The 20,385-nt window shown below is 54.6% G+C and carries 15 protein-coding genes, 2 tRNA genes, 1 pseudogene and 1 riboswitch; of the genes and pseudogenes, 11 read left to right on the top strand and 7 right to left on the bottom strand.

Going from position 1 to position 20,385, the window contains the following annotated elements:
• Positions 1–52: 52 nt before the first annotated feature.
• The 7 genes from ftsH to C5O24_RS02440 all read right to left on the bottom strand — a co-directional run bounded on the left by ftsH (position 53) and on the right by C5O24_RS02440 (position 6,510).
• On the bottom strand, positions 53–2,182 hold the full coding sequence (gene ftsH, locus C5O24_RS02465) for an ATP-dependent zinc metalloprotease FtsH (RefSeq protein ID WP_107681403.1): 2,130 nt from the start codon (positions 2,180–2,182) through the stop codon (positions 53–55).
• 34 nt (positions 2,183–2,216) lie between these two features.
• On the bottom strand, positions 2,217–2,576 hold the full coding sequence (gene rsfS / locus C5O24_RS02460; protein ID WP_107036096.1) for a ribosome silencing factor: 360 nt from the start codon (positions 2,574–2,576) through the stop codon (positions 2,217–2,219).
• 116 nt (positions 2,577–2,692) lie between these two features.
• Positions 2,693–5,086, bottom strand: a complete 2,394-nt coding sequence (gene feoB / locus C5O24_RS02455; protein WP_107036097.1) for a ferrous iron transport protein B — start codon at positions 5,084–5,086, stop codon at positions 2,693–2,695.
• 213 nt (positions 5,087–5,299) lie between these two features.
• The gene (locus tag C5O24_RS02450) at positions 5,300–5,893 is read right to left on the bottom strand and encodes an FKBP-type peptidyl-prolyl cis-trans isomerase (protein ID WP_107036098.1); all 594 of its coding nucleotides are present in this window, start codon (positions 5,891–5,893) and stop codon (positions 5,300–5,302) included.
• Between the two features lie 66 nt (positions 5,894–5,959).
• Positions 5,960–6,124: a hypothetical protein gene (locus tag C5O24_RS13915; RefSeq protein ID WP_161553769.1), complete on the bottom strand. Its 165-nt coding sequence runs from the start codon at positions 6,122–6,124 to the stop codon at positions 5,960–5,962.
• Positions 6,125–6,306: 182 nt separating this feature from the next.
• Positions 6,307–6,377, bottom strand: a tRNA-Cys gene (locus tag C5O24_RS02445).
• 43 nt (positions 6,378–6,420) lie between these two features.
• Positions 6,421–6,510, bottom strand: a tRNA-Ser gene (locus C5O24_RS02440).
• A 199-nt stretch (positions 6,511–6,709) separates the two neighbouring features.
• On the opposite strand from C5O24_RS02440, the gene C5O24_RS02435 reads away from it, so the two are divergent.
• The 11 genes and pseudogenes from C5O24_RS02435 to C5O24_RS02385 all read left to right on the top strand — a co-directional run.
• Entirely contained in the window at positions 6,710–7,006 is a 297-nt protein-coding gene (locus tag C5O24_RS02435; protein WP_107036099.1) for a DUF4492 domain-containing protein, read from the top strand.
• Between the two features lie 20 nt (positions 7,007–7,026).
• The gene (locus C5O24_RS02430; protein ID WP_107681402.1) at positions 7,027–8,592 is read left to right on the top strand and encodes a cytochrome ubiquinol oxidase subunit I; all 1,566 of its coding nucleotides are present in this window, start codon (positions 7,027–7,029) and stop codon (positions 8,590–8,592) included.
• Positions 8,593–8,603: 11 nt separating this feature from the next.
• Positions 8,604–9,725, top strand: coding sequence for a cytochrome d ubiquinol oxidase subunit II (locus tag C5O24_RS02425; protein ID WP_107681405.1), 1,122 nt, complete (start codon positions 8,604–8,606; stop codon positions 9,723–9,725).
• A gap of 431 nt (positions 9,726–10,156) precedes the next feature.
• Positions 10,157–11,428, top strand: coding sequence for a T9SS type B sorting domain-containing protein (locus C5O24_RS02420; protein ID WP_107681401.1), 1,272 nt, complete (start codon positions 10,157–10,159; stop codon positions 11,426–11,428).
• Between the two features lie 48 nt (positions 11,429–11,476).
• The gene (locus C5O24_RS02415) at positions 11,477–12,397 is read left to right on the top strand and encodes a lytic transglycosylase domain-containing protein (RefSeq protein ID WP_107681400.1); all 921 of its coding nucleotides are present in this window, start codon (positions 11,477–11,479) and stop codon (positions 12,395–12,397) included.
• A gap of 85 nt (positions 12,398–12,482) precedes the next feature.
• A complete protein-coding gene (gene uvrA / locus C5O24_RS02410; protein WP_107681399.1) occupies positions 12,483–15,353 on the top strand; it encodes an excinuclease ABC subunit UvrA in 2,871 nt (956 codons plus the stop codon).
• Positions 15,354–15,417: 64 nt separating this feature from the next.
• Positions 15,418–15,696 (top strand): putative quinol monooxygenase, encoded by a 279-nt coding sequence (locus tag C5O24_RS02405; RefSeq protein WP_107681398.1) that lies wholly within the window; start codon positions 15,418–15,420, stop codon positions 15,694–15,696.
• 891 nt (positions 15,697–16,587) lie between these two features.
• The gene (locus C5O24_RS02400; RefSeq protein WP_107036105.1) at positions 16,588–17,400 is read left to right on the top strand and encodes a DUF6377 domain-containing protein; all 813 of its coding nucleotides are present in this window, start codon (positions 16,588–16,590) and stop codon (positions 17,398–17,400) included.
• Between the two features lie 96 nt (positions 17,401–17,496).
• A riboswitch (cobalamin riboswitch) is annotated at positions 17,497–17,695 on the top strand.
• A 214-nt stretch (positions 17,696–17,909) separates the two neighbouring features.
• The gene (locus C5O24_RS02395; RefSeq protein WP_107036106.1) at positions 17,910–19,031 is read left to right on the top strand and encodes a uroporphyrinogen decarboxylase/cobalamine-independent methonine synthase family protein; all 1,122 of its coding nucleotides are present in this window, start codon (positions 17,910–17,912) and stop codon (positions 19,029–19,031) included.
• 73 nt (positions 19,032–19,104) lie between these two features.
• A pseudogene (locus C5O24_RS02390) lies at positions 19,105–19,623 on the top strand (SLC13 family permease); the annotation flags it as partial.
• A gap of 456 nt (positions 19,624–20,079) precedes the next feature.
• On the top strand, positions 20,080–20,385 hold a 306-nt coding region (locus C5O24_RS02385), incomplete at its 3' end, for an ATP-binding protein (RefSeq protein ID WP_205961051.1).

Below are 20,385 nucleotides of genomic sequence, written 5' to 3'. Positions count from 1 at the left end.
TTAGCAGGCTTAATGACAATCTGATCGTGATATCAACTGTAGTGGACGGGATTCAAAGTCCCTTGAACGGAGGCGGAGTGATGTCGCCGGCGTCATCGGCTTTATCGGCCTCACCACCCTTATCGCTGGCGGAGTCAGCCGCAGCGCTATCGCCAGAAGCGGTTTCGGCCGGGGGCAAAGCGGGCATCGCAGTGGCCGGAGAGGGCGACGATTCATGAGAGTCGCTTTCATCGGCGGCATCGCTGTCTGAACGTCCATTGGTGTCGCCCTCAGCCTGATTGGCGGCGAGAATCTCGTCGGTGCGCGACGCCCACTGACGCTTGCCGAAGATCTTCTCCACGTCCTCGGTGAATATCACCTCGCGGCTGATAAGCGTATCGGCCAGACGGCCATGTCCCTCGGCGTGACTGCGCAGTATCTCCTTGGCGCGCTCATACTGCTCGCTGATGATACGCGACACCTCCTCGTCGATCAGGCGGGCACGCTCGTCGCTGTAGGGCTTCGAGAAACCGTAGTCCTGACCGGTGGAGTCGTAGTAGCACAGGTTTGGCAGACGGTCGCTCATGCCGTAGTAGGCCACCATGGCATAGGCCTGTTTGGTGACGCGCTCCAGGTCATTGGCCGCGCCGGTGGATATATGGCCGATGAACAGCTCTTCGGCCGCACGTCCGCCGAGCGTGGAGCACATCTCGTCGAGAAGTGCCTGCGTCGGCGTGATCTGACGCTCCTCGGGCAGATACCACGCTGCTCCGAGAGCCTTGCCACGCGGCACTATCGTCACCTTTATCAGAGGATTGGAATAGCGGAGATGCCACGACACCGTGGCGTGGCCCGCCTCATGGACGGCGATCGAACGCTTCTCCTCGTCGGTAGTGATCTTCGAGCGCTTCTCAAGACCTCCGATTATACGGTCGACGGCATCGATGAAATCCTGACGGCCGACGCTCTGCTTGTTGTGGCGCGCAGCGATAAGTGCGGCCTCGTTGCACACATTCGCTATGTCGGCGCCCGAAAATCCGGGAGTCTGGCGTGCGAGAAGATCCACGTCGACCGTTTCATCGGTCTTGATCTTGCGCAGATGCACATTGAATATAGCCACACGGTCGTTGAGGTCGGGAAGATCCACATAGATCTGCCGGTCGAAGCGGCCTGCACGCAGCAGCGCCTTGTCGAGTATGTCGGCGCGGTTGGTGGCCGCCAGTATGATCACTCCGGAGTTGGTGCCGAAGCCGTCCATCTCCGTCAGCAGTTGGTTGAGGGTGTTTTCACGCTCGTCGTTTGAACCCATGTTGGGATTGCGGCCACGCGCTCGGCCCACGGCGTCGATCTCGTCGATAAACACTATGCATGGAGCTTTCTCCTTGGCCTGACGGAACAGGTCGCGCACACGAGACGCGCCGACGCCCACGAACATCTCCACGAAATCCGAACCCGACATGGAGAAGAAGGGCACATTGGCCTCGCCGGCAACAGCCTTGGCAAGAAGGGTCTTGCCGGTACCCGGAGGGCCGACAAGCAGCGCTCCCTTGGGTATCTTGCCGCCGAGATTGGTGTAGCGCTGGGGATTTTTCAGAAACTCCACGATCTCCTCTATTTCGGTCTTGGCTTCGGAGAGGCCGGCCACATCCTTGAATGTGACATGTATCGGACCGTCCTTGTCAAAAATCTTGGCCTTTGACTTGCCGACACTGAACACTCCGCCGCCGGCGCTGTCACGGCCCGACATGCGGCGCATCATCACAAACCAGAAAACGATCAGTATTATCACCGGGCCGAAGGTCCAGAGCAGCGGCCCGAAGTCGCTCCCCTTCTCATACTTCACCTCGCCGCTGAACACGCCTTCCTGACGCCACTGGTCGATCTTGTCCTGCATCTTGTCGGCCGAGGGAGATTCGGCGACAATGCGGGCGCTCACACCCGATTCGGGCTTGAAGTTGGAGCCGAACACCACCTTGGCCATGGAGTCGGTCAAGGCGCCTTCAACCTCTCCTTTGTTGGAGAACACTGTGATGCGGCTCACTCCGCGGTCGTGGACATACTGCTCGAATTTGGTGTACGACACTGACTTGGTCATCGAATTGTCGTCGAAATACAATATGCCGGCGAGAAATATTATCACGATGGCATACATCCAGTACATGCTGAAACGTATGGCCGGTTTGTTTTTCTTGGGTTGTTCCATTTCTTGGGGTTGTGTGTGCGGAAAGAGGATGGATTCAGTCGAGGTCGGCGATCTCTGTCAGCGGAGCGTCGCTCCACAGCTCTTCGAGATTGTAGTGCTCGCGCATCTCGCGGATAAATACGTGGACGAGCGTGTCGCCGTAGTCGATCACGATCCACTGCGAGTTCTGGTAGCCGTCGTAGTTATACGGCTTTATTCCGGCCTTTTCCAGCAGATGCTCGCGTATATTGTCGGCTATCGCCGACACCTGCATCGTGGAGGTGCCTTCGCATATTATGAAGTTGCTGGCGGCGGCACTCTCGATGCCGCTCAGATCTATGACGGAGATTCGTCGTCCTTTCTTATCTTGTATTCCCTCGGTGATGAGTCCGACGATGTCAGCCTTTTCGGTCATTTTTGTCAGTTGTTCGATAGGTTATGTGTTTAGAGATTGCAAATTTAGTCACTTACACCCATTAAAACAATTTTCATGCCAAAAAGGTAGGGAAGGACAATGATTTTACGCCGCCGTCAGCAGAACGGCAGCGCTATATGGTAGGCGGCAAGCGCTACCAACCAAGCCAGCAATGTGTTGTAGACTACTGAAAACGCACCGTATTTCCACGAATTCGTTTCTTTCACTATCGCTGCCACGGTGGCTATGCACGGGCAGTAGAGCAGGATGAAGATCATGAAACTCAGTGCCGATGCGGCCGAGAAGTCGGCCGTGCCCGTGGCGGGATTCACAGCCGTCAGGCGTGCCGAGAGCGAACTGTCGTCGATCTCCTCGTCGCCGGTATAGAGCACTCCGAGCGTCGATACCACGATCTCTTTGGCGGGAATGCCCGCAAGAGCCGCCACAGAGGCGCGCCAGTGAAATCCCAGAGGCTCCATGACGGGATTGACTATCTTTCCGGCCATTTCGAGATATGAATCACGATGAACATCGATCTGCGAATCGTCGGAGATGGCTGTGGTCAGCTGCGCGTCGTCAGCATCTGCCACCGTAGCCTGCCTGTCGTGGATCGGGAAATAATTGAGAGCCCAAACTATTATGCTGGCCACGAGGATCACTCCGCCCATTTTCTTGAGGTATTGCTGACCCTTGCCCCATGTGTGGCGCAACGAGGCCTTCAGAGTGGGGATGCGGTAGGGCGGAAGCTCCATCACGAACGGAGTGACATCGGTCGTAAACTTGAACTTTCGCAGCAGACGGGCGGTGACCATGGCCACTACCACTCCGAGGCAATACAGACCGAGGATGACCAGAGCCGCATGACGCTCGAAAAACGTGCCGACAAGCAGCACATAGACCGGCAGCCGCGCCGAACACGACATGAACGGATTGATCAGTATGGTGATCAGACGGCTCGTGCGGCTCTCTATCGAACGGGTTGCCATGATGGAGGGCACCGTGCATCCGAATCCCATGATCAGCGGTATGAACGACTTGCCGTGAAGCCCTATGCGGTGCATCAGCTTATCCATTATAAACGCCGCCCGCGCCATATAGCCGGAATCCTCCATGAAGGAGATGCAGAAGTAGAGTATCAATATGTTGGGTAGAAACACTATCACACCGCCGACACCGCCGATTATGCCGTCGGCAATGAGATCCTTCAGCGGCCCGTCGGGCATCATCCCCTGCACAATCTGCGATATTTTACCGACCAGCCACTCGATCCAGTCCATAGGATACTGGCCGATCTCGAACGTAGCCCAGAATATCGCAAACATTATAAGGAGGAATATCGGGAAACCGAACAACTTGTTGGTCACAAACGCGTCGATGATATTCGTCGGGTTATTACGGTCCTGATCGCCCTTGACAAGCGTCTCGGCAAGCGCGCCGGCTATAAATCCGTATTTTTCATCAGCGATGGCCGACGACGCATCCTCCTTGCGCATCAGTTCTATACGCTGCTGCTCCGCCCTCGTAGCCTCCATGATCTGCGCCGATCCGGGCAGGCTCTCCACCAGGCGTATCACCTCGGCATCGTCCTCCAGGAGTTTTATCGCTATGAAGCGTGGCGAGAAGCGCGGGCTGACATCAGGCTCGGCTTTGATCAGATCCTTCACGGCGGTCACACCGCGCTCTATATCCTCGCCAAGATTCACATGCACGTGGCGCACATCCTCGTCGCGTCCCTCATATACATCGATAACCGTATCGAACAGTTCGTTCAGTCCTTGTCCGGTACGGCTTACGGTAGGCACCACCGGCACTCCGATCATACTTCCGAGAAGCTTGTAGTCGAGTCTGTCGCCACGTTTCTCAAGCTCGTCGTACATATTGAGAGCTATCACCATGGAGCGGTCCATGTCGATCAGCTCGGTGGTCAGGTAGAGATTGCGCTCAAGATTGGAGGCCACCACCACATTTATGATCACGTCGGGGGTGGCGTCGCGCAGATATTTGCGCACATAAAGCTCCTCGGGCGAATAGGATGCCAGCGAATAAGTGCCCGGCAGGTCGACGATATTGAACCGATAGCCCTTGTAGTCAAAGTGACCCGACTTGGCGTCGACCGTCACTCCCGAATAGTTTCCGACATGTTCCTTGGCTCCAGAAGCCACATTAAACAGCGACGTCTTGCCACAGTTGGGATTACCGACAAGAGCCACATTGATGACATGAGCCGGGCGGTGCCTGACGTCGGCAGGCTTTTCACCGCCACTCCGCGCGTGATTTTGCTCCCCTGCGAAGGGAGTCACCTCCACAAGATGCGCTTCCGACCGTCTGAGCGAGATCTCATAGCCCATTATGCTGTATTTGATGGGATCTTTCAACGGAGCATGAAGCAACACCTCTATATCGTGCCCCTTCACGAATCCCATCTCAATCAGGCGTTTTCTGAACGCCCCGTGGCCGAGAATCTTCACGATTTTCGCTTTCTGCCCGGTCTGAAGTTCGTCTAATCTCATAATTTACGTCGGAGTTTCAGCTGCAAAATTGGCAATTTTATGTGTAATCTCAAAGAAAACGCGGGAATAATTTATACCGATTATAAATTAACCCGCCGAATCGAGCCACCGGTCGCGCAGACGAAACAACCCCCGCGCAAAGCCCGGAAAGAGCATCAGCGCAGGGGTCTGTATCATTCGGCATGTCACGTGCAAGCCGACCCTGGCAAGCGATCAGTGACAGCCGCAGCCCTCGTGGTCGGAGCATCCGCACGAATCAGTTCCGTCGCCATGACAGCCGCAGGAGTCTTCGCCGCCGTGATGGCAGCCGCATCCGCAGCCGTGAGCCGGCTGAAGCTCTTCGGGAGTAGCGTCGCGCACGGTGATGATCGAGCCTTTGAAGCGCACGTCCTTGCCGGCCAGAGGGTGATTGAAATCCATCTCGACCTCATCGTCGGTGACATCCACCACGAGTCCGTTGATGCGATAGCCGTCAGAAGTCATCATCGGAAGCACCGCTCCCTTCTTTACCATCTCGGAATCAAATTTCCCGTCTACGGCAAACACGTCCTTTTCAAGACGAGCCACCTGATCGGGATCATGCGGACCGAATGCCTCGGCAGCCTTGACAGTGACGTCAAACTCGCCGCCGGCCTCCAGACCCTCGATAGCCTTTTCAAGCGGACGGATCATGCCGGGAGTAACTCCGAATATTATCTTTTCGGGATCCTGCGCATCGGTCTGATGCACAAGATTCTCACCCGCAGGGGTCACTTCATAGAGGTCGTAGCCCAGCTCTACATATTTTCCGGGTTGAATTTTTTCCATATAATTATCTGTTTGATATTTCTACTGCCATCAAGAGCTGCAAAAACCGTGCCAGCGGAAGCCCTGTCAGCCGAGTATCGAGTAAAAAGCCCAGATACCGGCCGCGACTATCACCACAAGGAGAATTATGGCGACCCACATGGTGCGCCGTGTGCACGGGGGATAGAGCGATTGATTCTGACGGTCGGCCATATTGGCCGATGCGCGTCGGTTGCGTTCATTGTGCGACATAGGATTAAGATTTTATCCGACGGCTACTCTACGCCATCCACGCAGCCACAGCCATTCATCAGAATAAACGCGCGGGCAGATTGATTTGTTTCAACGGCAGCCGCTGTCATCACCCGCAATGCCACAAAAAAAGATCCGGATCAGGACTTGCATCCAAAACCGGATCATCACGCTAATTAAAGAGGTACCAAGCAGAATCGAACTGCTGTACACGGTTTTGCAGACCGTTGCCTCACCACTCGGCCATGGTACCATAAAAAAGGAAGTGATACCGCAGGGTGTCGTGCTTCCGTTTATGGCGGTGAGGACGAGATTCGAACTCGTGGTAGGATTGCTCCTACGTCAGTTTAGCAAACTGGTGGTTTCAGCCACTCACCCACCTCACCGTGGTCTATTTTTCCGAATCATTTCTGATTGGTGGTGCAAAGGTAGCATGTTTTTTGCAATTATCCAAATCATCGACCATAAGTTTTCACAGAAAAATATTTTTTATCGGAAAAATTGCCTTTTGCCAATGTATTTACGAACTTTATGCCTCCACAATCTTTTTAATTCTGTCACACACCGAACACACTCTATCAACAGATGGCAAAACAATCTGACATCTCCGACAAAAAGCGACCGCGCAACCTGATACGCAGAGTTGCCGATCTGTACATCGACGGATTCCGCTCCATGACGGTGGGGCGAAGTCTGTGGGCCATAATACTGATAAAACTGGCCATACTGTTCCTGGTGTTCCGGCTCTTCTTCTTTCCCGACCTGCTGAGCCGCGACTATCCGACCGACGAGGATAGAGCCGCGGCAGTGCGCGGCCAGCTGATAGACCGCGGATCGCAGCCCGACCGACAACCGACCGACAATCAACACTCAACACCATAACAACTCAACCACAGACGCTAATGGAAAATCTCGTAGAAGTAGTCGACTGGTCGCGATGGCAGTTTGCCCTGACCGCCATGTACCACTGGCTGTTCGTGCCGCTCACCCTCGGAATCTCGGTGATCATCGGCATCATGGAAACCATCTATTACCGCACCCGATCGCGGCGGTGGCTCGCCATCACAAAATTCTGGATGACACTGTTCGGCATCAACTTCGCCCTCGGAGTGGCCACCGGCATAATCCTTGAATTCGAGTTCGGCACCAACTGGTCGAACTACAGCTGGTTTGTAGGCGACATATTCGGAGCGCCGCTCGCCATAGAAGGGTTGCTCGCGTTCTTCATGGAATCGACGTTTATCGCAGTGATGTTTTTCGGATGGAACAAGGTCAGTCCGCGTTTTCATCTGGCCGCCACATGGCTCACCGCGATCGGAGCGTCGATCTCGGCTCTGTGGATACTCATCGCCAACGCCTGGATGCAGCATCCGGTGGGCATGGAGTTTGATCCGGCACAGATGCGCAATGTCATGGACGACTTCTGGGCAGTGGTGCTCTCGCCTGTAGCCATCCACAAGTTCTTCCATGCCGTCATGTCGGGATGGGTGCTTTCGGGTGTCTTCGTCACCGGGATCTCCGCCTGGTTCATGCTTCGGCGACGCAACCACGCCATGGCCATAAGCTCCATCAAGGTAGCCTCCGCGGTTGGAGCCATCGGCATGCTCGGCACCCTATGGAGCGGCGACGGATCGGCTGTCGACGTGGCGCGGGTGCAGCCCATGAAACTCGCCGCCATGGAGGGACTCTACGACGGTTCGTGCGGGCAGGCCATCAGCGCGTTCGGCATCCTCAACCCCGACAAGAAGCCGGGCGACGACAAGCCCGCTTTCCTGTTCAACATCAGCATCCCTGCAGGGCTGTCGATACTCGCCACCCACTCGGTGGACGGCTTCGTACCCGGCATCAACGATCTGATAGAGGGGCGCGCCGTCACACCCGCCGGCGACACCGTAAAGACCGAAAGCTATGCCCAACGCATAGCCGCCGGACAGCGCGCCCAAAATGCGCTACGACGCTACGACGCAGCCCGCAAAGAGGGCGACACGGCCGCTATGACGCAGGCCGCCGCCGAGCTAAAGGCCGACTTCGACAACTTCGGCTACGGCTATCTCCAGTCGCCAGCCCAGGCAGTGCCGCCTGTAGCCGTCACCTACTATGCGTTCCATATCATGGTGATTGCCGGAGGATTCCTGTGCCTCGTGCTCGCGCTGACACTATGGGGAGCGTTCCGCCGCCACGACCTGCTGACCAAACGATGGTATATACTGACTGCCATCGCGTCGATCCCCGTAGTGTGGATCTGCTCCGAAGCCGGATGGGTCACCGCCGAGGTCGGACGCCAGCCTTGGATCATCGAGGGGCTCATGCCCGTACAGGCAGCCGTCAGCGACATCTCCGCCGCAAGCGTGCAGACCACATTCTGGATGTTCGCAGCCGTATTCACCGCTTTTCTGGCTGCGGAGATATGCATCATGACACGCCAGCTGCGCAAAGGCGCCGAAACCGATTTTGAAAACGAAAAATGACATTGACAACCATGGAACTTGAATATCTTCAGAATTACTGGTGGCTGCTGATAGCCGTACTCGGATCGCTTCTGGTGTTCCTGCTCTTCGTGCAGGGCGGACAGACCATGCTTTTCCAGCGATTCACCGAATCACAGCGCACGATGATCATCAGCTCGCTCGGCAAGAAATGGGAGCTGACATTCACCACCCTTGTGGTGTTTGGCGGAGCATTCTTCGCGTCATTCCCGCTCTTCTACTCCACGAGCTTCGGCGGCGCCTACTGGCTCTGGATGCTCATACTCTTCAGCTTCGTGCTTCAGGCTGTGAGCTACGAATTCCGCCGCAAACCGGGCAATATATTCGGCACCCGTACCTACGACGCATTCCTGCTTATTAACGGATGCGCCGGGTGCATACTGCTCGGAGTGGCCGTGGGCATGATGTTTTTCGGAGCAGAGTTTACCGTCAACATGGGCAACATACTCGACCACGGATCGCCCGTCATATCGCGCTGGGCGCCCACCCACGGACTCGAAGCCATACTTTGCTGGAAAAACCTGCTTCTCGGAGTGACCGTGCTCATGCTCGCGCGCACACTCGCTTCGCTCTACATGCTCAACGACATAGCCGACGATGCTTTCGGCGCACGGCTGCGACGCCAGGCCACGATCAACGGCGCGGTGTTCGTAGTGCTGTTTCTGGCATTTCTCGCCGTCCTGCTCACACAGCGCGGACTGACACAGACCGACCCCGACACATTCCGATGGACCGAATACAAATATCTCCACAACGCGATCGACCTGTGGCCGGCCACGATAGCATTTGCAGCCGGGGTCGCCGCCGTACTGTGGGGCATCGGCGCCACAGCCTTCCGCAAGGCATGGCGCGGAGGCATCTGGTGGGCCGGAGCGGGAACCATTCTCGTGGTCATCGCGCTCTTCTGCTACGCCGGATTCAACTCCACCGCCTACTACCCGTCGCTGCTCGACGCATCAAGCTCGCTGAGCATCCGCAACAGCTCGTCGACCGAATTCACGCTCACCGTGATGAGCTGGGTATCGGTGATCGTGCCGTTTGTCGCCGCATATATCATAGTGGCATGGCGCAAGATGGACTCGGTGAAGGTGACCGCCACCGACTCGGCCCACTGACATCAGACCGCGAGAAAACACTATTTAACGCCGGAGCCGCGAACCATCAGTGCACTCCGGCGTTTTACTACCAAAGAGAAGGCATTTTGCTGGCGTTATTAAAAAGCCAAGGCTCTATTTATAACCCGGAGTCTAACCCAAAGGGTAAACCGTAGGATATATAACCTTCTCAGCCCACTTCCGCCATCCGGACGTGGGCTCTCTTTTTATACACGCCTATACAATTTTAGATACGTAACCATTGTGAGCTAAAGCATATTGCCATAGGATCTGTCTGCTGCGCCGGCATATCCACGAACGAGATGACCCACTGTCGTCCGGGAGGGGATTTTTGCAAAAATAACAGGAAATTAACACCTGCCGCATAGAAGCACGCATCGCCATAAGCCACAGATTTAGTAATTTTGCAGGCTAAAACTATTTTTGAGCGAATGCGACTGACGATTGTCTACATATCCATAATCATCATAACCTCGCTGAAAGCCGCCGCCGACGTCAGGCTTTCCGCCACTGTGCCGCCGGTGGAGATCGAAGTCCAGCCGTCAAGCGGCCTCAACCATGCATGGGTGACCGACGGATCCGACGGGCTCAGCGCCACTGTCACATCGCCCGAGGGGGCCGTATGGTATATGTTCGGCGTCGACGGTGCTTCGGAAGCCACACGGATCGGACAAGGCGCCTCCATCAGTCTGCACAGCGGCAGCCACGGCTACATAGCCAAAGAGGGCGACATCCGCACCTTCTTCTGGGTGACTGACTGGAACGATACCCCGATGACTTGCGGCGAACTCCACACCACGCTCAGCGACTGCGCCACGCTCGAACTCGCATATACCGGCGTGGCTCCCCGCATGACCTATCACGGCATCAACGGACGCCCGTTTGAGATCGACCGCCGGATCACACTCACCCACAGCACTCTCGAAGCCGACGAAGATGGCAATTTTGCAAAGCGCGAAACCGTAGAGTCATTTCCCTACCTCCGCGAGGTGATAGCCATCGACGCCCCGCTGTGCGCCACCGCCCTGACGCTGCGCGGCGACCGCTTCCTGATACAGTGGCAACGCCCCGTCGAGGCTGTCGAATCCGGTTTCACACCCACAGCTGTCGCCGCCAGCGCCACAATGAAACTGAACACACGCGACGTGGCCAACGAACAGACCACCGACGACGCCGCGACAGCCGGATCGGCGCCGCTCGAAGCCACATTCACCGCCTCAACAACCGAAGCGACCGCATTCACCGAGTGGCAGATTGCCACCAACGATGAATTCACCGACATCATCGTCAGCGAGACAGACCCTGACTTCACCTACACGTTCCGCGAGGCCGGCAACTTCTTCGCACGATTCACGGCCGCCAACGCCGACGGCTCCTGCCTCTATGTCAGCGACACCTACAACGTGAGCATAGGCGAAAGCCGCCTCTCATGCCCCAACGCATTCTCTCCCGGCGACTCCGAAGGGGTCAACGACGAATGGAAAGTCAGCTACCGCTCCCTCGTCGAATTCGAATGCCACATATTCAACCGCTGGGGCGTGCGCCTCGCCACCCTCACCGACCCCTCGCAAGGATGGGACGGACGCTACAAAGGCCGCCTCGTGGATCCCGGAGCCTACTACTACGTCGTCAAGGCACGCGGAGCCGACGGCAAGAGCTACAACCTCGGCGGCGACATCAACATCATCAGAAGAAAACGATAGACACACACATCATCCCATACCTCAAAACCTTTGACACTCTATCAGAACATGAACAGACTGCGCAACATACTGACAGCAATGGCCGTCGTGGCAGCAATGGCCGCGGCAGCCCAGTTTCCCAACGTCGTCAACCCCGAGATACCGGCCAAAGTGACATTCGCCGGCAACACAGTCAGCCTCGACCGCGACGACATGTACGAACGCCTCGACCGCGAACTCACAGCGATGGCCTACACCCACGGCAACACCCTCCTCACCATAAAACGCGCCAACCGCTACTTTCCGGTCATGGCGCCGATACTGAAACGCAACGGAGTGCCGCTCGACATGCTCTACCTCGCCTGCATCGAAAGCACCCTCAACCCGCGGGCACTGTCGCCCGCCGGAGCCGCCGGATTCTGGCAACTGATGCCGGCCACCGCCAAAGAGTTCGGGCTTGAAGTAAACAACTTCGTCGACGAACGCTACAACCTCAAAAAAGCCACCGAGGCCGCATGCCGCTATCTGAAACGCGCCTACTCACGCTACGGCAACTGGGAGTCGGTGGCCGCATCCTACAACGGCGGGATGGCACGCATATCGCGCGAACTGCAGGCTCAGGGGCAGAACACCGCCTACAACCTCTACCTGACCGACGAAACGTCGCGCTACATGTTCCGCCTGCTTGCCATGAAACTCATCATGACCCGACCCGCCGACTACGGATTCTCACTCAAGGCCAATCAGCTCTACCGCGCCGCCGAATGCACTCCGGTGAAAGTCAGCGGACCGGTCGACGACTGGCAGCAGTGGGCCATAGACCACGGCACCACCTACATGGCACTGCGCGACCACAACCCCTGGATACGCGCCAAATCGCTCCCCAACAAGACCGGAAAGACCTACACCGTCATGGTGCCCAAGCCCGGAGCGCAGATGCGCAGCCGGCAGAAACCCACCGTCTACGACCGCAACTGGATCAAGGACTGACACGCCACACACCGCTGCGACACACAATACATAACCGAAATGACCACAACCGCCCTGCCGACAGACACAACAGGGTGTTACCACAATGACTGAAACAAAACCGCATATCCACGACACCGCACCCACCGCCATAGCCGAAGAGCAGCTTGAAGTGATGGGAGCGAGAGTGCACAACCTGAAGAATATCGACGTAGAGATACCCCACGACAGCCTCACCGTCATCACCGGCCTGTCGGGATCGGGCAAATCGTCGCTCGCCTTCGACACGATCTACGCCGAAGGACAGCGCCGCTACGTCGAGACATTCTCATCCTACGCCCGCAACATGCTCGGATCGCTCGAACGCCCCGACGTCGACAAGATCACAGGCCTCAACCCGGTCATAGCCATCGAGCAGAAGACCGTCAACCGCAATCCGCGAAGCACCATAGGCACCACCACCGAGATCTACGACTTCCTCCGACTGCTCTACGCACGCGCCGGAGAGCCGCGCAGCTACATTTCGGGCGAGACGATGGTCAAATACACCCACGAGAAGATCGTAAGCCTCATATCGGAGCGCTACCCCGACCGCAGGATCTACATACTCGCCCCGCTTGTCAAAAACCGCAAGGGACACTACAAGGAACTGTTCGAGAGCCTCCGCAAGAAAGGCTACCTCAACGTCAGAGTCGACGGACAGATGCTCGAGATCACCTACGGCATGAAACTCGACCGCTACCGCAACCACTCCATTGAGCTTGTGATCGACCGCCTCAAGGGAGCCTCCGACATGCAGCGCCTGCGCGACAGCGTCGACGAAGCCCTGCGCCAGGGAGAGAAAGAGATGATGGTCTACGACGTGGAGCTTGACCAGACGAGCCACTTCAGCCAGTCGCTGATGGATCCCGTCAGCGGCATTTCCTACCGCGAGCCGGCGCCCCACAACTTCTCGTTCAACTCCCCGCAGGGAGCCTGCCCGACGTGCAAAGGACTCGGACAGGTCAACATCATAGACCGCGCCAAGATATTGCCCGATCCGTCGCTATCGATCCGCGACGGAGGCATAGCCCCGCTCGGCAAATATCGCAACTCGATGATATTCTGGCAGATCGAAGCTATCTGCCAGAAATACGGCCACAAGCTCACCACACCCGTGGGCGAACTGTCGGAAGAAGCCCTCGCCGACATACTCAACGGCACCGACGAGCGACTCAAAATCTCCAACGCCACCCTCTCCACCTCCAACTACTTCCTCACCTACGAAGGCATACTCAAATACATCGAGATGCAACAGGCCGACGACGCATCGTCGAGCGCCCAGAAATGGAGCGGCCAATGGTTCAGCCGCGCCGCATGCCCCGAATGCGGAGGCCGGCGCCTCAACCGCGAGGCGCTCCACTTCTTCATCGACGGCAAGAACATCTCCGACCTCTGCCGCATGGACATCAGCGCCCTCTACCAATGGACCGAAGGCCTCTCCGACCGCCTCCCCTCCACCCGTGGCATAGTGGCGCGCGAGATCGTCAAGGAGATACGCACACGTCTTGGATTTCTTGTCGACGTCGGACTCGGCTATCTATCGCTCGACCGCAACTCCTCCACCCTCTCGGGCGGAGAAAGCCAGCGCATACGCCTGGCCACACAGATCGGATCGGAGCTCGTCAATGTGCTCTACATCCTCGACGAACCGAGCATAGGCCTCCACCAGCGCGACAACCGCCGCCTGATCGACTCGCTCAAGAAACTGCGCGACGCCCGCAACACCGTCATCGTGGTAGAGCACGACAAAGACATGATGCTCGAAGCCGACCACGTTGTCGACATCGGCCCCAAGGCCGGGCGCAAGGGTGGCGAAGTGGTGTTCAGCGGGCCACCCGCCAAAATGCTGCTCACCGACACCCTCACCGCCTCATATCTCAACGGACAGCGGCGCATAGAGGTGCCGCAGCGACGGCGACCCGGCAACGGCAAGACACTCCGGCTTCTCGGAGCCACAGGCCACAATCTGCGCGGAGTCGACCTCACCCTGCCGCTGGGCACTCTGACGGTCGTGGCCGGAGTCAGCGGATCAGGCAAATCATCGCTCATCAACGGCACCCTCCGTCCGATACTCTCCGCCCACTTCTACCGCGCGCAGGAGCAGCCGCTCCCCTACGCCTCGATCGAAGGACTCGAAAACATCGACAAGATAGTGACCGTCGACCAGTCGCCCCTCGGCAAAAGCCCCCGCTCAAACCCCGCCACCTACACCGGAGTGTTCACCGACATCCGCAACCTGTTTGTCAGCCTGCCTGAAGCCAAGATACGCGGATACAAACCGGGACGATTCTCGTTCAACGTATCGGGCGGACGATGCGAGACCTGCGGAGGCAACGGCTACCGCACCATAGAGATGAACTTCCTGCCCGACGTGCTCGTGCCCTGCGAGGCTTGCGGCGGCAAACGCTACAACCGCGAGACACTCGAAGTGAGATTCAAAGGCAAATCGATAGCCGACGTGCTCGACATGACCATCAACCAGGCCGTGGAATTCTTCGCCGGCATCCCCGCCATACTCAACAAGATAAAAGTATTGCACGACATCGGGCTCGGATACATAAAACTCGGCCAGCCCTCGTCGACACTCTCCGGAGGCGAGAACCAGCGCGTGAAACTCGCCACCGAGCTTGCCAAGCGCGACACCGGCCGGACACTGTTTCTGCTCGACGAGCCCACCACCGGGCTGCATTTCGAAGACATCAGGGTGCTGCTCGGAGTGTTCAACCGCCTCGTCGACAAAGGCAACACCGTGGTGGTGATCGAACACAACCTCGACGTGGTGAAATGCGCCGACCACCTGATCGACATGGGACCCGAAGGAGGCTCTGAAGGGGGCATGATACTCGCCGCCGGAACGCCCGAAGAGGTCGCCGCCGGAACATCGCCCACAGCCCCGTTCCTGCGCCAGGAACTCACGACCGGCACCACCCGCTGAACTTTCCGCCCCGTCGCAGGCGTTTTAACCACAGCATATCCATCAACCACTAACCCGTATAATCATGATACGACTCAACGTATTCCTTCTTATCGAGAAAGAATCCAACCGCCGGCCGCTCATTGAGGCCGCCACCGGACTGACCGAACTCTCGCTCCACGACAAGGGGTGCATCAGCTACGACCTATACGGATCGCTGACCGTCGACAACCACCTTATGATCTGCGAGACGTGGAACGACCGCGCCGACCTCGAGCAGCACATGGCCACCGATCACTTCCGCACCATCGTGCCCCAGCTCCAGCAGCTCGCCACCATGACAATGGAAGAGTTCACATTCTGACCGGCCGACAGAGATTTCCACGCAAACAGACCGAGGCGGTGTATTGATGGTTCGTGAAAACCGTCGACACACCGCCTCGATCTTGTTCATGGTCTTTTTCTGACTGTACTATGCGACAGACATGCCGTTCCTGCAGGGCGGCATAGCAAAGTATCTAATCCAAGTCATAGCTTTTGCCGAGTGTAGCCAAAATCCCGTAATTCCACACTCATACTGTCCCTATAAAATGCTCCCGGTGATAAACCGGCATGGAAGAGCGATGCAAAGTTAACAACCACATCGGTTTATCGCAACGAAATCATAGATTTTAACATAAAACTTTTTAACCTAAAAAAAATTTAACGTTGTTTACCCATACAAAAAACATACCTCCACACTACATCCACCCGCAGTATAGATAATACAAGAGCAACAAAAATAAGCCGTTCCTCACGGAGCGGCTTACATCTTAGCCGTCATCTCAAAATTGGAATCAGGCTGCCAAACCTAACATAAAACACATTACTATTATGCACTTCTTACTTGAAACTCCAAAATGATTTACATCCCGGATACACTTTACGGAACATATTTAACAAACTCCTGATTCAAATTAAGAACCGGGCGCTATACACGCCCACGAAATTACAACACAAAATTACAAACAATCCCCACCCATATCAATACCATCTAACCGCATATCGATAAAAATACAATAAATGATTCATTTAGACAATTGACTCTCAATATATTACAACCGCATGGATCTATACACCGCATGTTACAAATCCAAATCACGAGCATCGAAATTCAAACAAATGTGTGACCCGACCGGCAACGTCAAAACACGGTTTCTTTGCCAAAAATATAATAATTTTGCACCATTAACATGTTTACCCTACCTTCTATCGAATGAAAAAACATATCGCTATATCAACATTCATCATATTGCTGTCGATATCGACGGCCTTGCCGTCCCACGCCCTTGCCGACACTGGTCAGACCCGCTCCGACATCCGACCTGCAGAGACAACCGACAATACATCGGCCTACGACAGGATCACCACCGCCGAAATAATACTGGCATCGATGTTTGCCATATCGTCGGCCGGATGCATATCGCTCTACCGCCGCAAAAACACCGCACCCGACAACCGGCCCGACACAGCGACACACACCACCGTAACATCCCCGGCCGACGACACGCCTCCCGACGCCGACACTGCCGACACTGTTTCCAACGGGAGCGGTCTCACAACCATACCCTCCGAGCAGACCGTTCCGACCGAACTGCTCCACAAAATAATCGACTTCGGACTCGCCCACTCCGACAGTCATCAGAAAATCTCCGACAACCTGCGGGCGCTCACCAAAGAATCGCGCCACACCGACGCCCACGCAAGAGAAAGCTTCCGCCTGCTCAACAGCCAGACAGAAATTTTCCAGCAGCTTTTCGACACGGCGTTTCTATGCACCTACCCACGCTTCGTCGACCGCCTCAACAGCCTCCTGCTGCCTGAAAAGACATTTCCACATCCCACACCCGGACAGCTCACCCCCGAACTGCGCGTGGCCGCGTTCATGCGCATCGGAGTCGACGACTGCAACCGCATAGCCCGCACACTCGGACTATCGCTCAACACCGTCTACACCTACCGCAACCGCACACGACAGCGCGCCGCCGACCGCAACCGCTTCATGGCCGAGCTCATGAAGATATCCTGACGGCGCTGATGCATAGAACTGATGCATAGAAATGCATAGAAACTTTGATGATTTGATTTTTCTATTATATTTACTCATTGTTTGAAAAATTTTGAGTAATTTTGCACCGTCTCAGGTTTCGTGTGCATCGCAAGATGCCATGAATTAAAAGGGAATCAGGTGAGAATCCTGAACAGACCCGCTACTGTGAGTCCGCCAAGGATTTCCGTAGATTACAGTCACTGGTCACGATATGACCGGGAAGGCTTACGGAAACAGGACAAGTCAGGAGACCTGCCGGGACCATTGTATCATTAATCCCGAGGACTGGATGCTATGATAGCGACAACTGACATACAATACATTTGCGACCTTCAGCAAGGAAACTCATATAACCCCCATGGTCGCTCTGGTGAAGTCAAAGTGACTTTGCCCTTTGCTGTATGCCAATCATTGAACCCACAAGAGGCACGAGAGATGATACATGTTGAAATCTATTGTTTAACTTTATCATCATCACCTCGTACTAAATGGAATTTGATGTAATCGGAATCTATCTCCCACCATCCGAATTAAATGCAACGCGAATCAAATGTGACCATGGGAAGTTTTCATCCGATCGTTTGAAAGAGATTGAAAATAATGCGGTTCTTGACATCGTCGAGAGACAGCTTGAATGTGGACTGACTGTTGTTACGTCGGGAGGAATACGCTGGAAACACTGGAACAAGGACTTCTTCTTCGGCCTGTCAGGTATATCAAAAGAACGCCTCGAAAGTGGCCATCTGTATTCTATTGATACAAACCTTACCGATCTAATGCGCTTCACGGGTCGCATTTCTTTTAATCCATCACACCCTTATTTCGATGATTTCAAGTTTATGGCTGATGCCGTAGCCGAACGTGCAGTGTGCCGCCAAATTATTCCATCGCCTACCGAGTTGTATATGCAACTCCTTCTTATGGCCGACGGACACCCTGAACGTCTCTATCCAGATGCTTCAAGCCTTGTATCCGACATAACTGAAGCATATCGTAAAACCATAATAAGACTGTATGAATTGGGATGCCGAAGCATAGTATTCGATGATACAGCGTGTGGCTGCCTATGTGAGGATAATTTCGCAAAAAGGCTTCTGCAAGGTGGTATAGACACCATAAGTTTACAAAATATCTTAATTGAACTGATCAATGGTTCTTTCGCTGAAACGCCTTCTGATATTGAGAAGGCAATTTATCTTTCCGGTGGTGACACAATAGTACCGGAGTGGGAATATATAAAATATCCTGATAATATCATGCCACGGATATTGTCGGAAGTCATTGCCGACAAGTTCTTCATGCCTTTTGATGTAGCTGATGATTATTCAATAGAGATTCTAAGCCATCTGCCGAAAGGGAAGAAAGTCGTAATGGGGCTTATAGACGCACATTCTCCTTTTCCGGATGATAAAGATGCCATTATCCGTTTCGTAAGGAAAGCCAAGAGACATATCAATCCCGTTTTTTTGGCTATCAGTCCTAAAACCGGATTCTGCCTGTCTAACTACGCGCCACGCGGTCTCCAGTACAACGATCAATGGACTAAAATCAAATCCTTAAAGAATTTGATTGATAATCATCACATAGCGCTGAAGGAAAGTTATGTTTAAGAACTTTCATGGATTCCAACTGGTAGATGAGTATCATCAGTGGAAAAAGGAACACAGGCAAAACAACAACCCGCTTCAGATTAAAGTACTTTGCGTGACTGGCATAATAACAAAGCGAGATCTTGAGGAATTAAGCTGGAGTATACTTTGGATGGTCGCCGGAGGTTTTGCCCTTGGTGTAGCTCTTCAGGAATCAGGACTTGCTCAGCACCTGATAACATCCATTCCATTTGGAACTTGGTCGCCGTTGGTGGTCGTCATCGGATCCGGAGTGCTTTGTTATCTAATGGCAAATTTTATCTCCCACACAGCGACCGCAGCATTATTTATCCCTATTCTTGCGATAGCCGGGTCAAGTATGGGAGTCAAACTCGCAGAACTCGGAGGTATAGGAACTCTGCTTATTGGGGTTGCAATCAGTTCGTCAGTAGCCATGATTCTGCCAATTTCCACTCCTCCCAATGCCCTTGCAGACGCAACGGGATTCATCAAGCAAAAGGACATGGTCACCACGGGCTTGATTATGGGAACAATTGGACTTATTCTTGGATATATTGTACTTATGACTTTTGGACAAGTAGTACTTCTTTAATGAATCTTTTTTTCTGCCGACCGATATTATACAGACTCTTTTCATCAAATCGGTCACTATCGGGCTTGCGTCGAGATAACGCAAGCCCGATTTCCTATTTGTTGCTAAACATATATATACCGGATTCACCGCCTCTATCTTCTCGCTGTCAATAATTCATTGTCAAAATTTCATTCTAATTCTATAGGGATAAGTATTTTCGCGAATAGACCTCAGTCTGAAATTCTCTGAGTAAAGTTGTCTCGTTATCAACAGTTGTGACACGTGAGCTTTCAGACTATCAGGACGACCTTTCAAAAGAAAATCCTTCCTTTTCGCTTTGACGGCGACCGCCGATGATATTTTCGACACCGCTGACGCTGAATCAAGATTTTTTTGTAACTTTGTATGATTTTTGGCGTCGACACGTCAGGGCCACGCCCTGCTGACGCCAACCAACAGGAAATCAACCCCAACATGGCAGAAATAGAAGAAGAAAACTACAGTGCGAGCAACATTCAGGTGCTTGAAGGACTCGAAGCCGTGCGCAAACGCCCGGCGATGTACATCGGCGACATCAGCGAGAAAGGACTCCATCACCTCGTGTATGAAGTGGTGGACAACTCCATCGACGAAGCGCTGGCCGGATTTGCCACACACGTCGAAGTGACCATCAACGAAGACAACTCCATAACAGTGGTCGACAACGGTCGAGGCATACCGGTCGACATGCACGAAAAAGAGCACAAAAGCGCTCTCGAGGTAGTGCTCACGGTGCTCCAT

It is taken from the genome of Paramuribaculum intestinale (genome assembly GCF_003024925.1).
Lineage (GTDB): Bacteria > Bacteroidota > Bacteroidia > Bacteroidales > Muribaculaceae > Paramuribaculum > Paramuribaculum intestinale.
This window is presented reverse-complemented; position numbering and strand designations above follow the sequence as displayed.